Below are 15,154 nucleotides of genomic sequence, written 5' to 3'. Positions count from 1 at the left end.
TATTCTATGATTAGAGTTGATGATCAATTAATTACTCCAGAAGCACGAGAAGCTTTGTTCAATAACTCTGAACAAATTACATTTCAAAAAAATGAAATTATTGTAGCATCGGGTAAAATTTGTAATCATCTATTTATCATTGAAAAAGGAATGCTACGTAGTTTTTATTACAACAAAAAAGGGAACGATATAACCAATTGGTTTTCTAGCGAACAAATGATTATTACTGAAGCCTACAGTTTCTTTAAACGCAAACCTAGTAACATTAGCATTGAAGCCATCGAAGAAACAACTGTAAAAGCTATTTCTCATGATAAACTAGAAACTGTTTTAAATAACTCAAAAGATGTAGAGCGTTTTATGCGTCTTTTGGTTACAGAAATCATGATGGCCCTAGGGAAAAAAGTAATTTACCTTCAAAATAAAAGTGCTAAAGAACGTTACGATGATTTATTAAAAACACATCCTGATATTTTTCAACGTGCAAAATTAGGTCATATTGCTGGTTACTTAGGTGTCGCACAACAAAGCCTGAGTAGAATTCGATCAAAGTCTGAATAACATATTCCTTTTTTAACATAGGTGAAAAGATAAGCCAATTCAAATCCTTATTTTTAGAGTATTCATTTCAAATTCAACCTATTGTGAATCGAAAAAACATACTCATTACTGGAGCTAGTTCTGGTTTAGGAAAAGGCATGGCTATAGAGTTTGCCAAGCAAGGCTATAACTTAGCTTTATGTGCAAGAAGAACAGAAAAACTAGAAAATTTAAAAGAAGAACTCCTAAAAACAAACAGTAACATCAACGTTTTTATCAGAGCTTTAGATGTTACTCAACAAGAAGATGTTTTTTCAGTTTTTAAAGCTTTCCATGATGATTTTCAAACAATCAACGGAAAATTAGATCGTGTGATTGTTAATGCCGGAATGGGTAAAGGAGCTTCAATAGGGAAAGGATTCGCCAATCAGAATTTACAAACTGCTGTTACGAATTTTTGCGGCGCTTTACATCAAATGGAAGCTGCTATGGAAATCTTTAGAGCGCAAAACTCTGGACATTTAGTGGTCATTTCATCCATGTCTGCTTTTAGAGGTTATCCAAGGGCAATGACTGTTTATGCAGCAACAAAAGCTGGTGTAAGAAGTTTAGCTGAAGGAATTCGAGCAGATGTACTTAAAAAACCCATCAAAGTATCTACTATTTGTCCTGGTTACATTCAATCAGAAATGACAGATTCCATCGGAAAACCACCTCCGTTTATGATTTCTTTAGATAAAGGTTCAAAACTTTTAGTAAAAGCCATCAATAAAGAAAAAGCAAATGCTTTTGTCCCGTTTTGGCCATGGTTTTTTATCAAACAAGCTATGCCATTTTTCACTTTAAAAATGTTGAGAAAATTCTAATCTATAACACATGAATTTTAATCCATCGCAAAAATCAAAAGACTATTTAGATCGTCTTAAAAAGTTTATGGATAAACATATTTATCCGTTTGAACGAGAACTTATAACCTATCATAAAAAACACAATACTTCTGGAAATTGGAAAGAATGGACGGAACACCCAAAATTAGACGCTTTAAAAGAACTTGCTAAACAGGAAGGACTATGGAATCTTTTCTTACCAGATAATGTATTAGGACAAGGATTAAGCGTTTTAGAATATGCACCTCTTGCTGAAGAAATGGGACGTGTATATAATGCTGCTGAAATTTTTAATTGTAATGCTCCAGACACAGGAAACATGGAGGTTTTATATCACTTCGGAAACCAACAGCAAAAAGAAGAATGGTTACAACCTTTATTAGACGGAAAAATAAAATCTGTTTTCTGTATGACTGAACCTGATGTTGCTTCTTCCGACGCTACTAATATTGAAACTTCTATCATTGAAGATGGAGATGAGATTGTGGTGAACGGTAAAAAATGGTGGTCTACAGGATTAGGACATCCGAAAGCAAAACTGGCCATAGTACTAGGAAAAACAGATACTACACAAGAAAAACACAAACAACACAGTATAGTTTTGGTTCCTTTGGATACTCCTGGAGTAGAAATACAAAGAATGCAAAATACATTTGGAGCTTACGACGCTCCTGCGGGTCATGGAGAAATCCATTTTAATAATGTTCGAATTCCGAAAAAGAATTTAATCTTAGGTTTTGGTGCTGGTTTTGCTATTGCACAAGGAAGATTAGGCCCGGGTAGAATACACCATTGCATGCGTTGTATTGGCGCAGCTGAACGTGCTTTGCAATTGGCAATTATTAGAAGTGGAACACGACAAGCTTTCGGAAAACCTTTGGCTAAATTAGGCGGAAACTCTGAACGTTTTGCCCAAGCAAGGGTTGCTATAGATCAAGCTCGATTATTGACACATTATGCTGCTTGGAAAATTGATGAACAAGGTGTGAAAAATAGTATGACCGAAATTTCTGCAATAAAAGTAGCTGCTCCGAAAGTATTACAAGAAGTCACAGATATGGCAATGCAAATTCATGGAGGCGCAGGATTATCTGACGATTTTCCTTTGACTAATTTTTTCATTCAAGCGCGGGCTTTACGTTTAGCTGACGGACCAGATGAAGTGCATTTACGAATGATTTCTAGACTTGAATTTAAAAAATACTTAGGCTAATGTCGAACATTGTTAAAGATCTTGAAAAACAACAACGCTCAGGTGAAGAGTTAAATTTAGATGCTTTATTGCCTTGGATGAAAAATCATATTCCTAATATTGATTCTAATCCGGTTATTACACAATTTTCTGGTGGAGCATCGAATTGGACATATCGCTTAAAATTTGACGAACAAGATATTATTTTACGTAGAGCTCCTTTAGGTAAGAAAGCAGCTGGAGCCCACGATATGCCAAGAGAATTTTATCTTCAACAAAAATTAAAACCGCATTATCCTTATGTGCCAAAAATGATCGCCGTTTGTGAAGATGAATCTGTTTTAGGTTCTACTTTTTATCTGATGGAACGATTGGAAGGAATCATTCTTCGAAAAAATCCTCCAAGAGGAATTCATTGGGATGAAGAAACGGTTCGTAAGATCTGTTATTCTTTTTGGGATAAAATGATTCATTTACATCAAGTAGATTATAAGAAAGAAGGTTTACAAGATTTAGGTAAAGGTGAAGGTTATATTGAACGTCAAATTCTTGGATGGAATAAACGTTATGCAAATGCAAAAACATGGAATGTTCCGGCTGGGAAAAAAGTAATGAAATGGCTAGAATCAAACATTCCTAAAGAAGAAAATCTATGTATTATTCATAACGATTTTCGACTAGACAATGTGGTTATAGATCCTAGTAATCCAGAAAATATTTTAGGAGTTTTAGATTGGGAATTGGCTGCTATTGGAGATCCATTAATGGATTTAGGAAACAGCTTAGCGTATTGGGTTGAAGAAAAAGATGACTTTTTTGTAAAATCTATTCGAAGACAACCAAGTAATATTCCTGGTATGTTAACTAGAGAAGAAATTATAAACTACTATTGTGAAAAAACAGGAAGAACAATTGATGATTTCCGTTTTTACAGAGTTTATGGTTTGTTTAGACTAGCTGGAATTGTACAACAAATCTATTACAGATACTCAAAAGGATATACCAAAAACAAAGCTTTTAAAAATTTCTGGTTGGTTTCTATCTATTTGATTAAAACATGTGAAAATATTATTAAACGTAAAAAAAAACTGTTAACTAACAATTACTTTTAAGTATATATTTAATAGTAAATCTACGTCAACCTGAACTTGATTCAGGTTCTCATCATAAATTGTTGTTTAATAACACAATGAGATTCCGAAATAAATTCGGAATGACGTAAAGTTATCATTAAAACCTAGAACTGAAACTTAAAAAATAACCGCTAACTATTATCATTATGAATCTAAAAAAATTGAATGCTTTATATCCGAATAAAACTGCTTTTGTTACTGGAGCAGGATCTGGATTGGGTGCTGCTTTTGCAAAATTATTAGCTAAGAATAATTGGACACTTCATTTAAGTGACATTAATGAGAAAGCCTTAGAAAGTGTAATTCAGAATTTAAACACAAACGAGAAGGTATTTCAATATTCTTTAGATGTAAGTGATAAAAATCAGTTTGAAAATGTGGTTCATAAAGTTTATGAAAACAGTGAAACAGTAGATCTTGTAATTAATAATGCCGGAATTGGTGATGGTTTATTATTTAAAGATTATCCTATCGAAAAATGGGAAAAGATGATTGAAGTAAACTTGATGGGAACCTATTACGGTTGTCATTTCTTTGTACCTAGATTATTAAAACAGAAAAAAGGTGTTTTACTGAATGTTGGTAGTTCTGCTGGATTTATGAACGCTCCAGGAATGTCTGCTTATAGTGTTTCTAAAGCTGCTGTATTTTCACTTTCTGAATCTTTATATCATGAATTAAAACTGAATAACATTCATGTGAGTGTACTTACGCCTACTTTCTTTAAGACAAACATTATGGAAAATGCTAGTTCTAAAATGTTTAAAGGATTTGCAGAAAAGCAGATGAAACATTCTACTACCAATGCAGATGAAGTTGCTGCAATCGCTCTTGAAAAAGCTTCTGAAGGAAAGTTTCAAATTATCTATCCTAAAGATGCTAAAACTAAGTTTTTCTATAAAAAATGGTTACCAAAATTAGTTGAAAAGCAATATCAAAAAATGATGTCTAGATTGTCTCATCGCTAATGAATTACTTTTTCTTAGTGATTTCAACGCTATTGATTAACTTATCAAGTTCTTCCTTAGAGATAAAACTTTTCAGCATCATAACTGCTCCAAAAACGATCAATAAAACTCCCATTCCTTTTTTCACTTTGTAAATTACTAAAGGAGTTAGTTTAGAACGTAATTGTTTGGCTAACAGTATTTTTATTAAATCTAATGCAAAATATCCGATAACAACTTTAACAAAGTACCAGAAAATTAAATTGGGATCCATTCCTAAAAGCGGACCAACAATAACCATAATAGTTAACCAACCTGCTAAAACACCAATATTGATAAAGTTTAAGAAATAACCATTTAGAAAAAGCTTGAAATAGTTGTTGCTTTTTGGAACATCAACCTCAGATTCATCGACTTCCTTTTTGTTTTTCTTGTCTAGAAATGTGATAAATCCGTAGACTACTAAAATCAATCCACCAATTAAAAACAATCGTGGATCGTCTTTAATTTTCTCAAGTAAACTTCTACTTCCGAAATAAGCAATTAGAATGAATGTAACATCTCCTAATATCACGCCTATGTCAAAAGCAATAGCAGCTCTAAACCCTTTTAACGCACTTGTTTTTAACAACATGAAAAAAACTGGTCCGATCATTAAGGCCATAAAAGCTCCTACACCATATGCATTACTGTAATCTAAAGACTCCATTTATAGCAATTTTTGATTTATTTTAAACATCATCAAAATCTACAGTAATTGTAGGTGTTGTTGGATGTGCTTGACAAGTTAATATAAAACCTTCTTCTAATTCTTCGTCTGTTAAAATTTGGTTTTTAACCATTACGGCTTTCCCTTCAGTAACTTTTGCTATACAACTACTACAAACTCCACCTTGACAAGAATATGGTGCATCTATTTTTTTACGTAATGCTTCTGCAAGAATATCTGAATCTTGTGGCATTGTAAATGTTGTTTTTTCGTCATCTAAAACAACTGTAATTTCAGTTTCACCTTCTTTTACTTGGCTAGCTGCTGCTTCGTCAATTGATGCTGTAAACAACTCAAATAATACATTTTCTTTAGCAAAACCATTTTCAATAAGTGTTTCTGAAGCAATGTTAATCATTTCTTCAGGTCCACATAAGAAAGCTTTATCAAAAGATAGATCCTTGTAAATATTCTTTACAAAATAATTTACGTGAGCCTTATCAATTCTACCAAAAACAGCACTTTCTACATTTTCTCTACTGAATACATAACTTAAATTAAATCGTTCTGCATATTGTGCTTTTAATTCTGCTAGTTCTTTATAAAAAATAGTATCTGCGATAGTTTTATTTCCATAAACTAAAGTAAATGTTGAAGAAGTATTAGATTCTAAAACAGACTTTACCATCGATAATACAGGAGTGATTCCACTACCTGCAGCAAAACCAATATAGTTTTTATTGTTTTCTGGTTCTAAAACGAACTTTCCTTCTGGTTTAGAAACCTCTAAAAGATCTCCAACGTTTAATTTTTCATTTGCAAAAACAGAAAAAGTTCCATTTTCTACAGCTTTTACCGCAACCTTAACTTCACCACTTTTAGGTGATGAACATAAAGAATAAGCTCTTCTTACTTCTTCTCCATTAATTGATGTTTTTAATGTAATATACTGACCAGCAACAAAATTAAAATCATTAATTAACTCGGAAGTAATATCGAAAACTAAAGAAACTGCAGATGAAGTTTCTCGTATAACATTTTTTATCTTGATTGGGTAAAATTGACTCATCTCTAAAAAAATTTGAACACAAAAATACTAAAGAAAAGAGGAATCGGACGTATAAATCAACTTCAAAAACATACCTAAGATTTTTATGTATAAGAATTTTATGTATATTTGTATACCTAAGTTTTTTAGGTATACAAAAAATCTTAATCATGGGAAATCAAAAATTGTATAAAGGTTCTTTACAAACTATCATTTTAAAATTGCTTGCAGAACAAGACAAAATGTATGGTTATGAAATTACTCAAAAAGTAAAGGAACTTACGAAAGGAGAACTACAAATAACAGAAGGAGCTTTGTACCCGGCATTACATAAACTCGAAGCTGAAGGTTTGTTAGATGTAGAAGTAGCTAAAGTGGGAAATCGCTTGAGAAAGTATTATAAGTTGACTGAAACAGGAACTAAAGAAACTGTGAATCGGCTACAGCAAATGCAAGAATTTTTAAATACAATGCAGCATTTGGTGAACCCTAAATTAGGTTTAGAATAACTATGAAATTAAATGAAAAACATATTGAAAGAATAAATGATTTTTTAGAGGCAATTGGTGTCGAGTCTCTTGACATTCGATTAGAAATGGTTGATCATATTGCTTCTGAAATTGAAAATAGTGTTGATGATTTAGATACTTTTTTTAAAGATGATGGGTTTCAAACACCTTTTTTAAAATATATGTTAAGTCGAAAGAATGATATTCTAAAAAGATATAACAATCAAGTAAAACAATTGAATTGGTATTACTTAAAAAAGTTATGTAAAGAGCTATTTAATTTATTACTGAAACCTAAGTTTTTATTTACAATTACTCTTTTAATTTTAGTATTAATTAATTTTGGGTTTGTATATTTTAAAGAATTATCTATTCTATTTTTTACAACAGCAATTGCTTTATATGTTTACACTGCTGTTAAAATTCAGTTTTTCCTAAAAGGTTTTAAAGAATTACGATTTATTAAGTTTTACTCTAGAATAATTTCTCTTTTTTCATTGTTAATTCTAATTTTCCCAAGTTATATAGACGTTTACATTGAAGGAAACTATTCTGAGTTCATAATGTATCAGTCTTTATTTACTTTAATTATTACTGCTTTAATACATTTCAATTTCCATAGGAAAAGTGAAATGATTAAAAACAAGTATAACTTTTTAATTCAATAGCTATGGAAATTACAAATAAAGAAGTTACTTATATAGACAACCTATTAAAGAAAAATGGTATTAAATATTGGGATGTTAGAATTGAATTATTAGATCATGTAGTTTCTGAATTAGAAAACACAACTAATAATGTAAATTTTAAAACTGCTGTTTGGGAAGTGTTTAAAAAGTTAGGTTGGAAAGAAAATTTTAATGGTAGTTCTTTTGAAAAATTATTAAAACAACACAATGAAAATTATGCAAAAAAAGTCAGTTTAAAATTTAAAAAATATATTAAAAATTCATTTTCTAAATCTTCTATTAGTTTAGGTTCTATATTTTTTATTTACTCAATTTATTATGTTGCTCAATACAAAGAGTTATTAAAATATTTAGCTTTTACTTTCTTAGGCATAACGTTAGTTTTTATTGGGTATATAATATCTCGAAAAGCAACTTACAAATCTTTACATCTTAACCACGTAAGTAATGTAAGCTTATTTGCAATCAGTTTGTTCGGATTCATAATTAGTATAGCTGACGGACTTTTCGATGTAAATATTTTTAAACAACCAATATTAGTTTCACTAATCTTCGGTTTAACTATTATATATACAACTTTAGGTTTTTTATTTTACTTAAAAGAGTATCAAAAAACCGAATTGATTTATAAAAAATTGAAAACACTATGAAATTAACTGATACACAAATACAAGAAATTGATATTCTTTTAAAGAAAGGAGGAATAAAATACTGGGATTTAAGAATAGAAATGGTAGATCATATTGTTTCTGATATCGAACATAATGCTACTACAAATGATTTTCAATTTGAATTTGAAACTTCATTAAAAAAAGCTGGTTGGTATAAGAAGCTAAATTCAATTCACACAAGCGGTTGGAAAAAAACGAATGATATCTACAGAAAAAAATACTTTAAAGGGATACTTCAATTTTTCACTAACCCCATTAATCTGATCATATTTTCTATAGCTTTTTGTTGCTACTTTTATTTATCTACACAATTACCTTACAGCACATTCTCTAAGATTAATTTTGCTTTATTTTTTGTGCCAATTATTATCTTTTTTACTTATTCCATCATTATATGGAGAAAAAAGCTTGGTAATTCTGTAAACGTAAGTTATGGAATATTTTATTTTGGTTTAGCCTTTATGATATTGCAATCTGTTCCTAATTTCATCAAGGATTTATCAACAGATAGTCAAACTCTTATTTGGCTAATTCTTCTTCCTTTATATAGCGTAGCTTCCTATTCAGGATACAAACTATGTAAAGAATCTGTAGAAAAAATTGAAAAATTTAAAAAATTGCTAGCCTAATGAAATTAACAGATACACAAATACAAGACTTATATACATTTACAAGAAAACATTATGTTGAATATTATGATGTTCAAACCGAATTGGTAGATCATTTAGCGAATGATATCGAAGCTATTTGGGAAGAAAATCCTGAGCTATCTTTTGAAAAAGCTCGAGATACTTCTTTTAAAAAATTTGGTATTTATGGTTTTATGGATGTAGTTGAAGAAAAGCAACGTCAACTTTCAAAAAGATATTTGAAAATCATTTTACGTTTTGTAAAAGAGTGGTTTAAATTACCTAAAATTATCCTTACTTCTTTTCTAGTTTGGTTGTTTTATGAAGTTCAAAGCTTTAATCACGCATTTTACATTTATACTGCAATTTACTTTTGTATTATTTCTTTTGAGTTGATTAAAATGTTTCAATCAAGAAAAAAGATTGCTCGTAAACAAAAGGCAACTGGAAAAAAATGGATGCTTGAAAATATCATTTTAGCTCAAGGTGTAGGGAATTTAGCTCTGATTTTATTTTATATGGTTGATTTTTCTTTACCAAACAACCATAATTTTTTAGAATTAAGCCAAACTAGCAGATTTTTTTGTGCTGCCATTATAGTACTAACAATTATAATTGCTCACGTAACAGTACATGTTATTCCTAATAAAGCTGAAGAATTATTAGAAGAGCAATATCCTGAATATAAGTTAGTATAGTTTACTTTTTACCTTCAACAATAATTACAATCTCGCCTTTGGCAGGTTTCTCTGTGTAATATGATAGCACTTCTTTTACAGTTCCTCGTTTGGTTTCTTCGAACATTTTTGTCAATTCTCTAGAAACTGAAACCAAACGATCTTCTCCGAAGTATTCAGAAAAATTCGTTAATGTTTTTAATAATTTATGCGGACTTTCATAGAAAATTATGGTTCGAGTTTCTTCCGCAAGAAACTTCAAACGTGTTTGACGTCCTTTTTTTACCGGTAAAAAACCTTCAAAAACGAATTTATCATTCGGCAATCCAGAATTCACTAAAGCTGGCACAAAAGCTGTGGCTCCTGGTAAACACTCTACTTCTATATTATTTTGAATACAAGCACGAGTTAATAAAAAACCTGGATCTGAAATAGCTGGAGTTCCAGCATCTGAAATTAAGGCAAATATTTCTCCAGCTTGAATTCGCTTTACGATATTCTCAACTGTTTTATGCTCATTATGCATGTGATGCGATTGCATTGGCGTATTTATATCGAAATGCTTTAATAATTTCCCACTTGTTCTTGTGTCTTCAGCTAAAATATAATCAACTTCTTTGAGCACTTTTAAAGCTCTGAAAGTAATATCTTCTAAATTTCCGATAGGTGTTGGTACCAAATACAATTTACTCATGACACAAAGGTAGTTAATTTAATAGGTCGTTTACTATCTTCTATACTCCTATTTCCCGCAGAAGAATATTCTTCCTTTACGTAAATGAATCCAAAAAAAATGATTCCGATACGTTAATTACCTTTTTATTTATTGTACACAACACAAAAAAACTTGTTCACAACATTCAGATTATTCTAACTCTCTTTTACCCATAATTTTACAGAAGTATTTACTAAAAAACACTTTACATAACCATTTAAATAATACTATTATGAATTACTTATTAGAATTGGGCAACTGTAATCATCCCATTAAAAAAGAACTAGAAAACTTATTTGAAATCAAGAGCTATTCCCTAGAAAGTTTAAAGGAAACTGAAGCAATTATAATTGATTTGGATTCTGTAACGAAATTAGATCAAACAACTAAATCAGAAATTAAAAAGTTTGCCAAGCCTATTATTTTGATCAACTCAACAAGAGATAAAGATTTAATGAGCTCTCTATTAGGATTTGGACTTGAAACAGAAATTAGTATTGTTAATTTATACGCAAACAGTACATTTATAAATCCTCTTACAATTAACAACATTATGGAAATATCAGATGTTGTTGAAGAAACTAAAACAGTTTCAAATGAGAAAACCAAAGTCATAAAAACTTTAGGAAAATCAAAAAAAATCCCTTTAAAAAATACAAGTCAAGAAGATACACCTTCAGTTCAAGAATTGGCTCGTATAATAGAAGAGTCTATTCAAGAAGAACATTGGTTTAACAATTTATCTATAGTTAAAAAATCTGCAACACCTCCTATAAATTTACCTGCAGGACAATATAAAGTTTTTCATGTTCCTTTAAATAGAACATATAAGTTTAACGGAACAAGTCAAACAGCCGAAAATCAAATGCTAGTTGAAATTATTTTAGCTGCTTCTTTCAACCCTAAAAGTAAATATGTACAAATAAATACTGTAGGAGCGGGATTTAATCCTACAAGCGGGAAGAAAATGCAATGGGATGGCAAATACGATAGAGGATATTTTCAAAATACTATCGCTATTCACTTTGAACCTTTAAATTCTGATCGAGTAATTACCTACGAAACCTCGCCAAAAAACATTAATAAAGAATCGAGTTATACTGCTAGTAGTAGTTTTACTGTTGGAGTAGATATTTCTAAAAATCCAGGTTTCAAACCAAGCTATACGATTGGAAGTTCTGAAACCACTTCTATTTCAGATTTTGAAATTACTAACGAATCGAGTGGAAGTAAAGCTGATTGGACTTTCCAATTATCAGAAACTAAAAAATCTATGTGGGATATGTTTAAAGAACCTTTTATGAAAAAAGGACAAGTTAAATCTGTTCCTAATTTAGCTAAAAAGAATTTACAACCATTATGCAATGCTGTTTGGATGGTAAACGAAGATTCTAAAGCATTTAATGATAAAGTTGCCTATAATTTAAAATGGGAAGTAGATTATTATGAATGTTGGGTAACTGGTAATTGGACTAAATTCACAATGCATTATCAGCATTATACAGTATCTAAAATGGATAACTTTTCAGTGAATTATGCAGAAGTAACAGCATAATAAAAACTATTAATGCTCGTAAAACTCATTTCAGTTTTTTGCGAGCATTTTTAATTAACAAGTTATTTCTAATTTCCTTAAAATTATCATCATACTTTAAATAATATCTTCAAACACCTTTTCAACTGAACAATTATACGCATAACTTTATACTTTCAATTACAGTACAAATATGAAACTTCATTACCTTTGTAATATGCCAGAAAATCTATTACAAAGTATTATTTTTCCCGCTGACTTAAGAAAGTTAAATCAAAATAAATTACCCAAATTAGCTCAAGAATTAAGAGATTTTATTATTGATATTGTAGCTACTAAAGAAGGGCATTTAGGTGCTAGCTTAGGTGTTGTTGAACTTACCATAGCGTTGCATTATGTATTTAATACTCCTAAAGATTTATTGGTTTGGGATGTTGGACATCAAGCATACGGACATAAAATTTTAACGGGTAGAAAGGATAATTTTCATACCAATCGTCAACTTCATGGGATTTCTGGATTTCCAAAACGTAGCGAAAGTGAGTACGATACTTTTGGCGTTGGACATTCATCAACATCTATTTCTGCTGCTTTAGGAATGGCAATTGCTTCACAACTAAAAGACGAACATAAACATCATATCGCTGTTATTGGAGATGCATCGATAGCTAGTGGAATGGCCTTTGAAGCTTTAAATCATGCTGGAGTAACCAATGCTAATCTTTTAGTTATTTTAAATGATAATGCCATAGGAATTGATCCTGCTGTAGGAGCTTTAAAAGATTATTTAACTCGAGTTAAGTCTGAAAGAAGTGATGTTGAACAAGATAATATTTTTGAAGCTTTAAATTTTGATTATTCTGGTCCAATTGACGGACATAATTTAGAGGAGCTTATTCGTGAATTAGAACGTTTAAAGCATATTTCTGGACCTAAGTTTTTACATGTTATTACTACAAAAGGAAAAGGATTACGTCAGGCCGAAGAAGATCAGGTGAAATATCATGCTCCTGGAAAGTTTGATAAAGTTTCTGGAGATTTACTTCCAAAACCCAAGAGTATTCAACCGCCAAAATATCAAGACGTTTTTGGAAAAACTATTGTAGAACTTGCAGAACAAAACGATAAAATAGTTGGAATTACTCCAGCAATGTTAACCGGAAGTTCTTTAAAATTTATGTTAGATAAATTTCCTAATAGAACTTTCGATGTTGGAATAGCAGAACAACATGCTGTTACTTTAGCTGCTGGAATGGCCGCAGAAGGCATTATTCCTTATTGTAATGTGTATTCTACGTTTTTGCAACGAGCTTACGATCAAATAATTCACGATGTTGCTTTGCAAAATCTACCCGTGATTTTTTGTTTAGATCGTGCTGGATTAGTCGGTGAAGATGGAGCAACACATCATGGTGTTTTTGATCTTGCTTATTTACGTTGTATTCCTAACCTAACTATTTTCGCTCCACGAAATGAAATCGAATTAAGAAACATCTTATATACAGTACAGTTGGGCATAGAAAATCCTATAGCGATTCGTTACCCAAGAGGTAGAGGAGTAACTATCGATTGGCAATTACCTTTTGACACAATTGAATTAGGAAAAGGAGCTTGTTTGCAAGAAGGAAATGAAATAGCTATACTTTCTATTGGTTCTTTAGCTAAAAATGTCTCAGAAGCTTTAAAATCATCAAAAGAGAAGGATCAAGTTGCACATTACGATTTACGTTTTGTAAAACCACTTGATGAGAAGTTATTACATAATATATTTAAAAAGTTTGAAAAAATAATCACAATTGAAGACGGAACTGTAAAAGGTGGATTCGGTTCTGCCATTTTAGAGTTTGCAGCTGAACATAGTTATAAAAACCTAATTAAAGTTTTAGGAGTACCAGATGAATTTATACATCACGGAACTGTTGAAGAGTTATATGAGATTTGTGGAATTGATGCTAAGTCTATTTTATCTGAAATTGAGAATATGATATAAACAAAAGCGAATCCAAATGGATTCGCTTTTACTTTTCTATAAAAATAGTTATTCGTATAATTTCTTCTTTAAGGTTTAGATATACATATTTTTATTTATATCTCCTTACCGGAATAGCATCATAAAATCCATACCCTTTACTTGTAGAATTTTCTGATATTTCATCTTTACTTGGATTATAATAAAGGTAAATACCTTCATCAGGTATACTTTCATTCTGATTAGAAACCCAATACGAATTATCTCCAGTCAAAGCATTTATATCTACTAAACTTCTAATCACAGCACTCATTTCTTGAGAAGAAGGTAAAAACCAATTATTATATCCTCCTCCATCGTAATTTCTACATAATTTAGCAGCAAAATTAGAATCATTACAACTATTAATAATTCTTTGAGAATTAGCATAACCAGATCCAATATTTTTAGGCATACCTGGTATAGAAATATTTTTACATCCCCAAGTTACATTGTCAAAATAACCTGGTGCAGCCTCCATAAATCTCCAACCATCTGATTCACTACCTTTATCAAACACAACGTATCCTCCAGAAGGTCCTACATATCCAACAGTTTTAAATTTTAATTCTTCACCATATATTACTCGATTATCATGTGGAAAAGAAACATACGGTCTTATATAATAATCTGTATTAGGAGATAAATTATTAATTGTAAATTCAGTATCATTGAATGGAAAATGACTTGTATTTATAGAAAAATTTGATAGTGTTGGATTTGGGTTCACACTAAAAACATACCCTGTTTCAAACAAACCTGTTTCGTCATCTATTTTTTCTATTTTAGAAGATACAACCACACGTGTAGAAACAATACCTTCTATTCTAAAATTTTCAATACTTAAAACATCTTTGGTTGTAAATTCTAAATCATTTCCGTAAAACGTTTCTCCTAATTGCGTTGAAACCCATGCCCTAACATGATATGTTTGTAATGGTTCTATTGAATTTTTAATATCAATAAAAAAAGAGCCAAACCCACTCCCATCTACTACTTCTGTATAATCATTGGTTGTTGGATTCGAATTTAAGCTCCAAGCAAAACCTCTAGCCACAATTTCTACATCATCACCAATAACTCTACCATTGAACGTTAATGTTTTTCCTTTTAACTCTGTTACTGGATCAGTAATTACAGTTATTGAATTAGTATTATCCACAACGTTTTCATCTTGAGAACATGAGGTAATTATTATTAATATTAATAAAATAGTTTTTGAAAAAAAATTTTTCATAGTAAATGAATTAGTTGTTAAAATTTAGT

General features: G+C 30.5%; 16 protein-coding genes. 12 read left to right on the top strand and 4 right to left on the bottom strand.

The window, feature by feature from the left end; translation table 11 throughout:
• Positions 1-6 precede the first annotated feature (6 nt).
• The 5 genes from Q1A46_RS07660 to Q1A46_RS07640 all read left to right on the top strand — a co-directional run bounded on the left by Q1A46_RS07660 (position 7) and on the right by Q1A46_RS07640 (position 4,720).
• Complete coding sequence (locus tag Q1A46_RS07660) at positions 7-561, top strand: Crp/Fnr family transcriptional regulator (RefSeq protein ID WP_299676220.1); 555 nt, start codon at positions 7-9, stop codon at positions 559-561.
• 83 nt (positions 562-644) lie between these two features.
• Positions 645-1,406, top strand: a complete 762-nt coding sequence (locus Q1A46_RS07655; RefSeq protein ID WP_299676217.1) for an SDR family oxidoreductase — start codon at positions 645-647, stop codon at positions 1,404-1,406.
• A gap of 10 nt (positions 1,407-1,416) precedes the next feature.
• A complete protein-coding gene (locus tag Q1A46_RS07650) occupies positions 1,417-2,640 on the top strand; it encodes an acyl-CoA dehydrogenase family protein (RefSeq protein ID WP_299676214.1) in 1,224 nt (407 codons plus the stop codon).
• A complete protein-coding gene (locus tag Q1A46_RS07645; RefSeq protein WP_299676211.1) occupies positions 2,640-3,731 on the top strand; it encodes a phosphotransferase family protein in 1,092 nt (363 codons plus the stop codon). The genes Q1A46_RS07650 and Q1A46_RS07645 overlap by 1 nt, the downstream gene beginning before the upstream one ends.
• A 167-nt stretch (positions 3,732-3,898) precedes the next feature.
• Positions 3,899-4,720: an SDR family oxidoreductase gene (locus Q1A46_RS07640; protein WP_299676208.1), complete on the top strand. Its 822-nt coding sequence runs from the start codon at positions 3,899-3,901 to the stop codon at positions 4,718-4,720.
• A 4-nt stretch (positions 4,721-4,724) separates the two neighbouring features.
• On the opposite strand, the gene Q1A46_RS07635 is transcribed toward Q1A46_RS07640, so the two are convergent.
• Together Q1A46_RS07635 and Q1A46_RS07630 are read right to left on the bottom strand one after the other, a co-directional pair.
• A complete protein-coding gene (locus tag Q1A46_RS07635) occupies positions 4,725-5,408 on the bottom strand; it encodes a LysE family translocator (RefSeq protein WP_299676205.1) in 684 nt (227 codons plus the stop codon).
• Positions 5,409-5,430: 22 nt separating this feature from the next.
• Complete coding sequence (locus tag Q1A46_RS07630; RefSeq protein WP_299676202.1) at positions 5,431-6,477, bottom strand: ferredoxin--NADP reductase; 1,047 nt, start codon at positions 6,475-6,477, stop codon at positions 5,431-5,433.
• Between the two features lie 149 nt (positions 6,478-6,626).
• On the opposite strand from Q1A46_RS07630, the gene Q1A46_RS07625 reads away from it, so the two are divergent.
• Genes Q1A46_RS07625 through Q1A46_RS07605 form a run of 5 tightly spaced genes read left to right on the top strand, consistent with a single transcriptional unit; the run spans position 6,627 to position 9,652 of the window.
• The gene (locus Q1A46_RS07625; RefSeq protein ID WP_299619689.1) at positions 6,627-6,965 is read left to right on the top strand and encodes a PadR family transcriptional regulator; all 339 of its coding nucleotides are present in this window, start codon (positions 6,627-6,629) and stop codon (positions 6,963-6,965) included.
• Between the two features lie 2 nt (positions 6,966-6,967).
• Positions 6,968-7,633, top strand: coding sequence for a hypothetical protein (locus tag Q1A46_RS07620; protein WP_299676199.1), 666 nt, complete (start codon positions 6,968-6,970; stop codon positions 7,631-7,633).
• Between the two features lie 2 nt (positions 7,634-7,635).
• Entirely contained in the window at positions 7,636-8,304 is a 669-nt protein-coding gene (locus Q1A46_RS07615) for a hypothetical protein (protein WP_299676196.1), read from the top strand.
• Positions 8,301-8,954, top strand: coding sequence for a hypothetical protein (locus Q1A46_RS07610; RefSeq protein ID WP_299676193.1), 654 nt, complete (start codon positions 8,301-8,303; stop codon positions 8,952-8,954). Before Q1A46_RS07615 ends, Q1A46_RS07610 begins: the two co-directional genes overlap by 4 nt.
• Positions 8,954-9,652 (top strand): hypothetical protein, encoded by a 699-nt coding sequence (locus tag Q1A46_RS07605; RefSeq protein WP_299676190.1) that lies wholly within the window; start codon positions 8,954-8,956, stop codon positions 9,650-9,652. The genes Q1A46_RS07610 and Q1A46_RS07605 overlap by 1 nt, the downstream gene beginning before the upstream one ends.
• Before the next feature lies 1 nt (position 9,653).
• Here the strand turns inward: Q1A46_RS07605 and rsmI are convergent, their stop codons facing one another.
• A complete protein-coding gene (gene rsmI, locus Q1A46_RS07600; RefSeq protein WP_299676187.1) occupies positions 9,654-10,325 on the bottom strand; it encodes a 16S rRNA (cytidine(1402)-2'-O)-methyltransferase in 672 nt (223 codons plus the stop codon).
• A gap of 253 nt (positions 10,326-10,578) precedes the next feature.
• Here rsmI and Q1A46_RS07595 point away from each other — a divergent pair, with 253 nt between their 5' ends.
• Positions 10,579-11,901, top strand: a complete 1,323-nt coding sequence (locus Q1A46_RS07595; protein ID WP_299676184.1) for a hypothetical protein — start codon at positions 10,579-10,581, stop codon at positions 11,899-11,901.
• 196 nt (positions 11,902-12,097) lie between these two features.
• Positions 12,098-13,870: a 1-deoxy-D-xylulose-5-phosphate synthase gene (gene dxs / locus Q1A46_RS07590; protein WP_299676267.1), complete on the top strand. Its 1,773-nt coding sequence runs from the start codon at positions 12,098-12,100 to the stop codon at positions 13,868-13,870.
• 91 nt (positions 13,871-13,961) lie between these two features.
• Here dxs and Q1A46_RS07585 read toward each other — a convergent pair whose 3' ends face one another.
• Positions 13,962-15,125 (bottom strand): hypothetical protein, encoded by a 1,164-nt coding sequence (locus Q1A46_RS07585; RefSeq protein ID WP_299676181.1) that lies wholly within the window; start codon positions 15,123-15,125, stop codon positions 13,962-13,964.
• Positions 15,126-15,154 lie beyond the last annotated feature (29 nt).

Origin of the sequence: uncultured Tenacibaculum sp. (genome assembly GCF_947502995.1) — a bacterium.
GTDB lineage: Bacteria > Bacteroidota > Bacteroidia > Flavobacteriales > Flavobacteriaceae > Polaribacter.
Note: the sequence above shows the minus strand (reverse complement) of the source record. Positions and strands in the feature narration are given on the sequence as shown.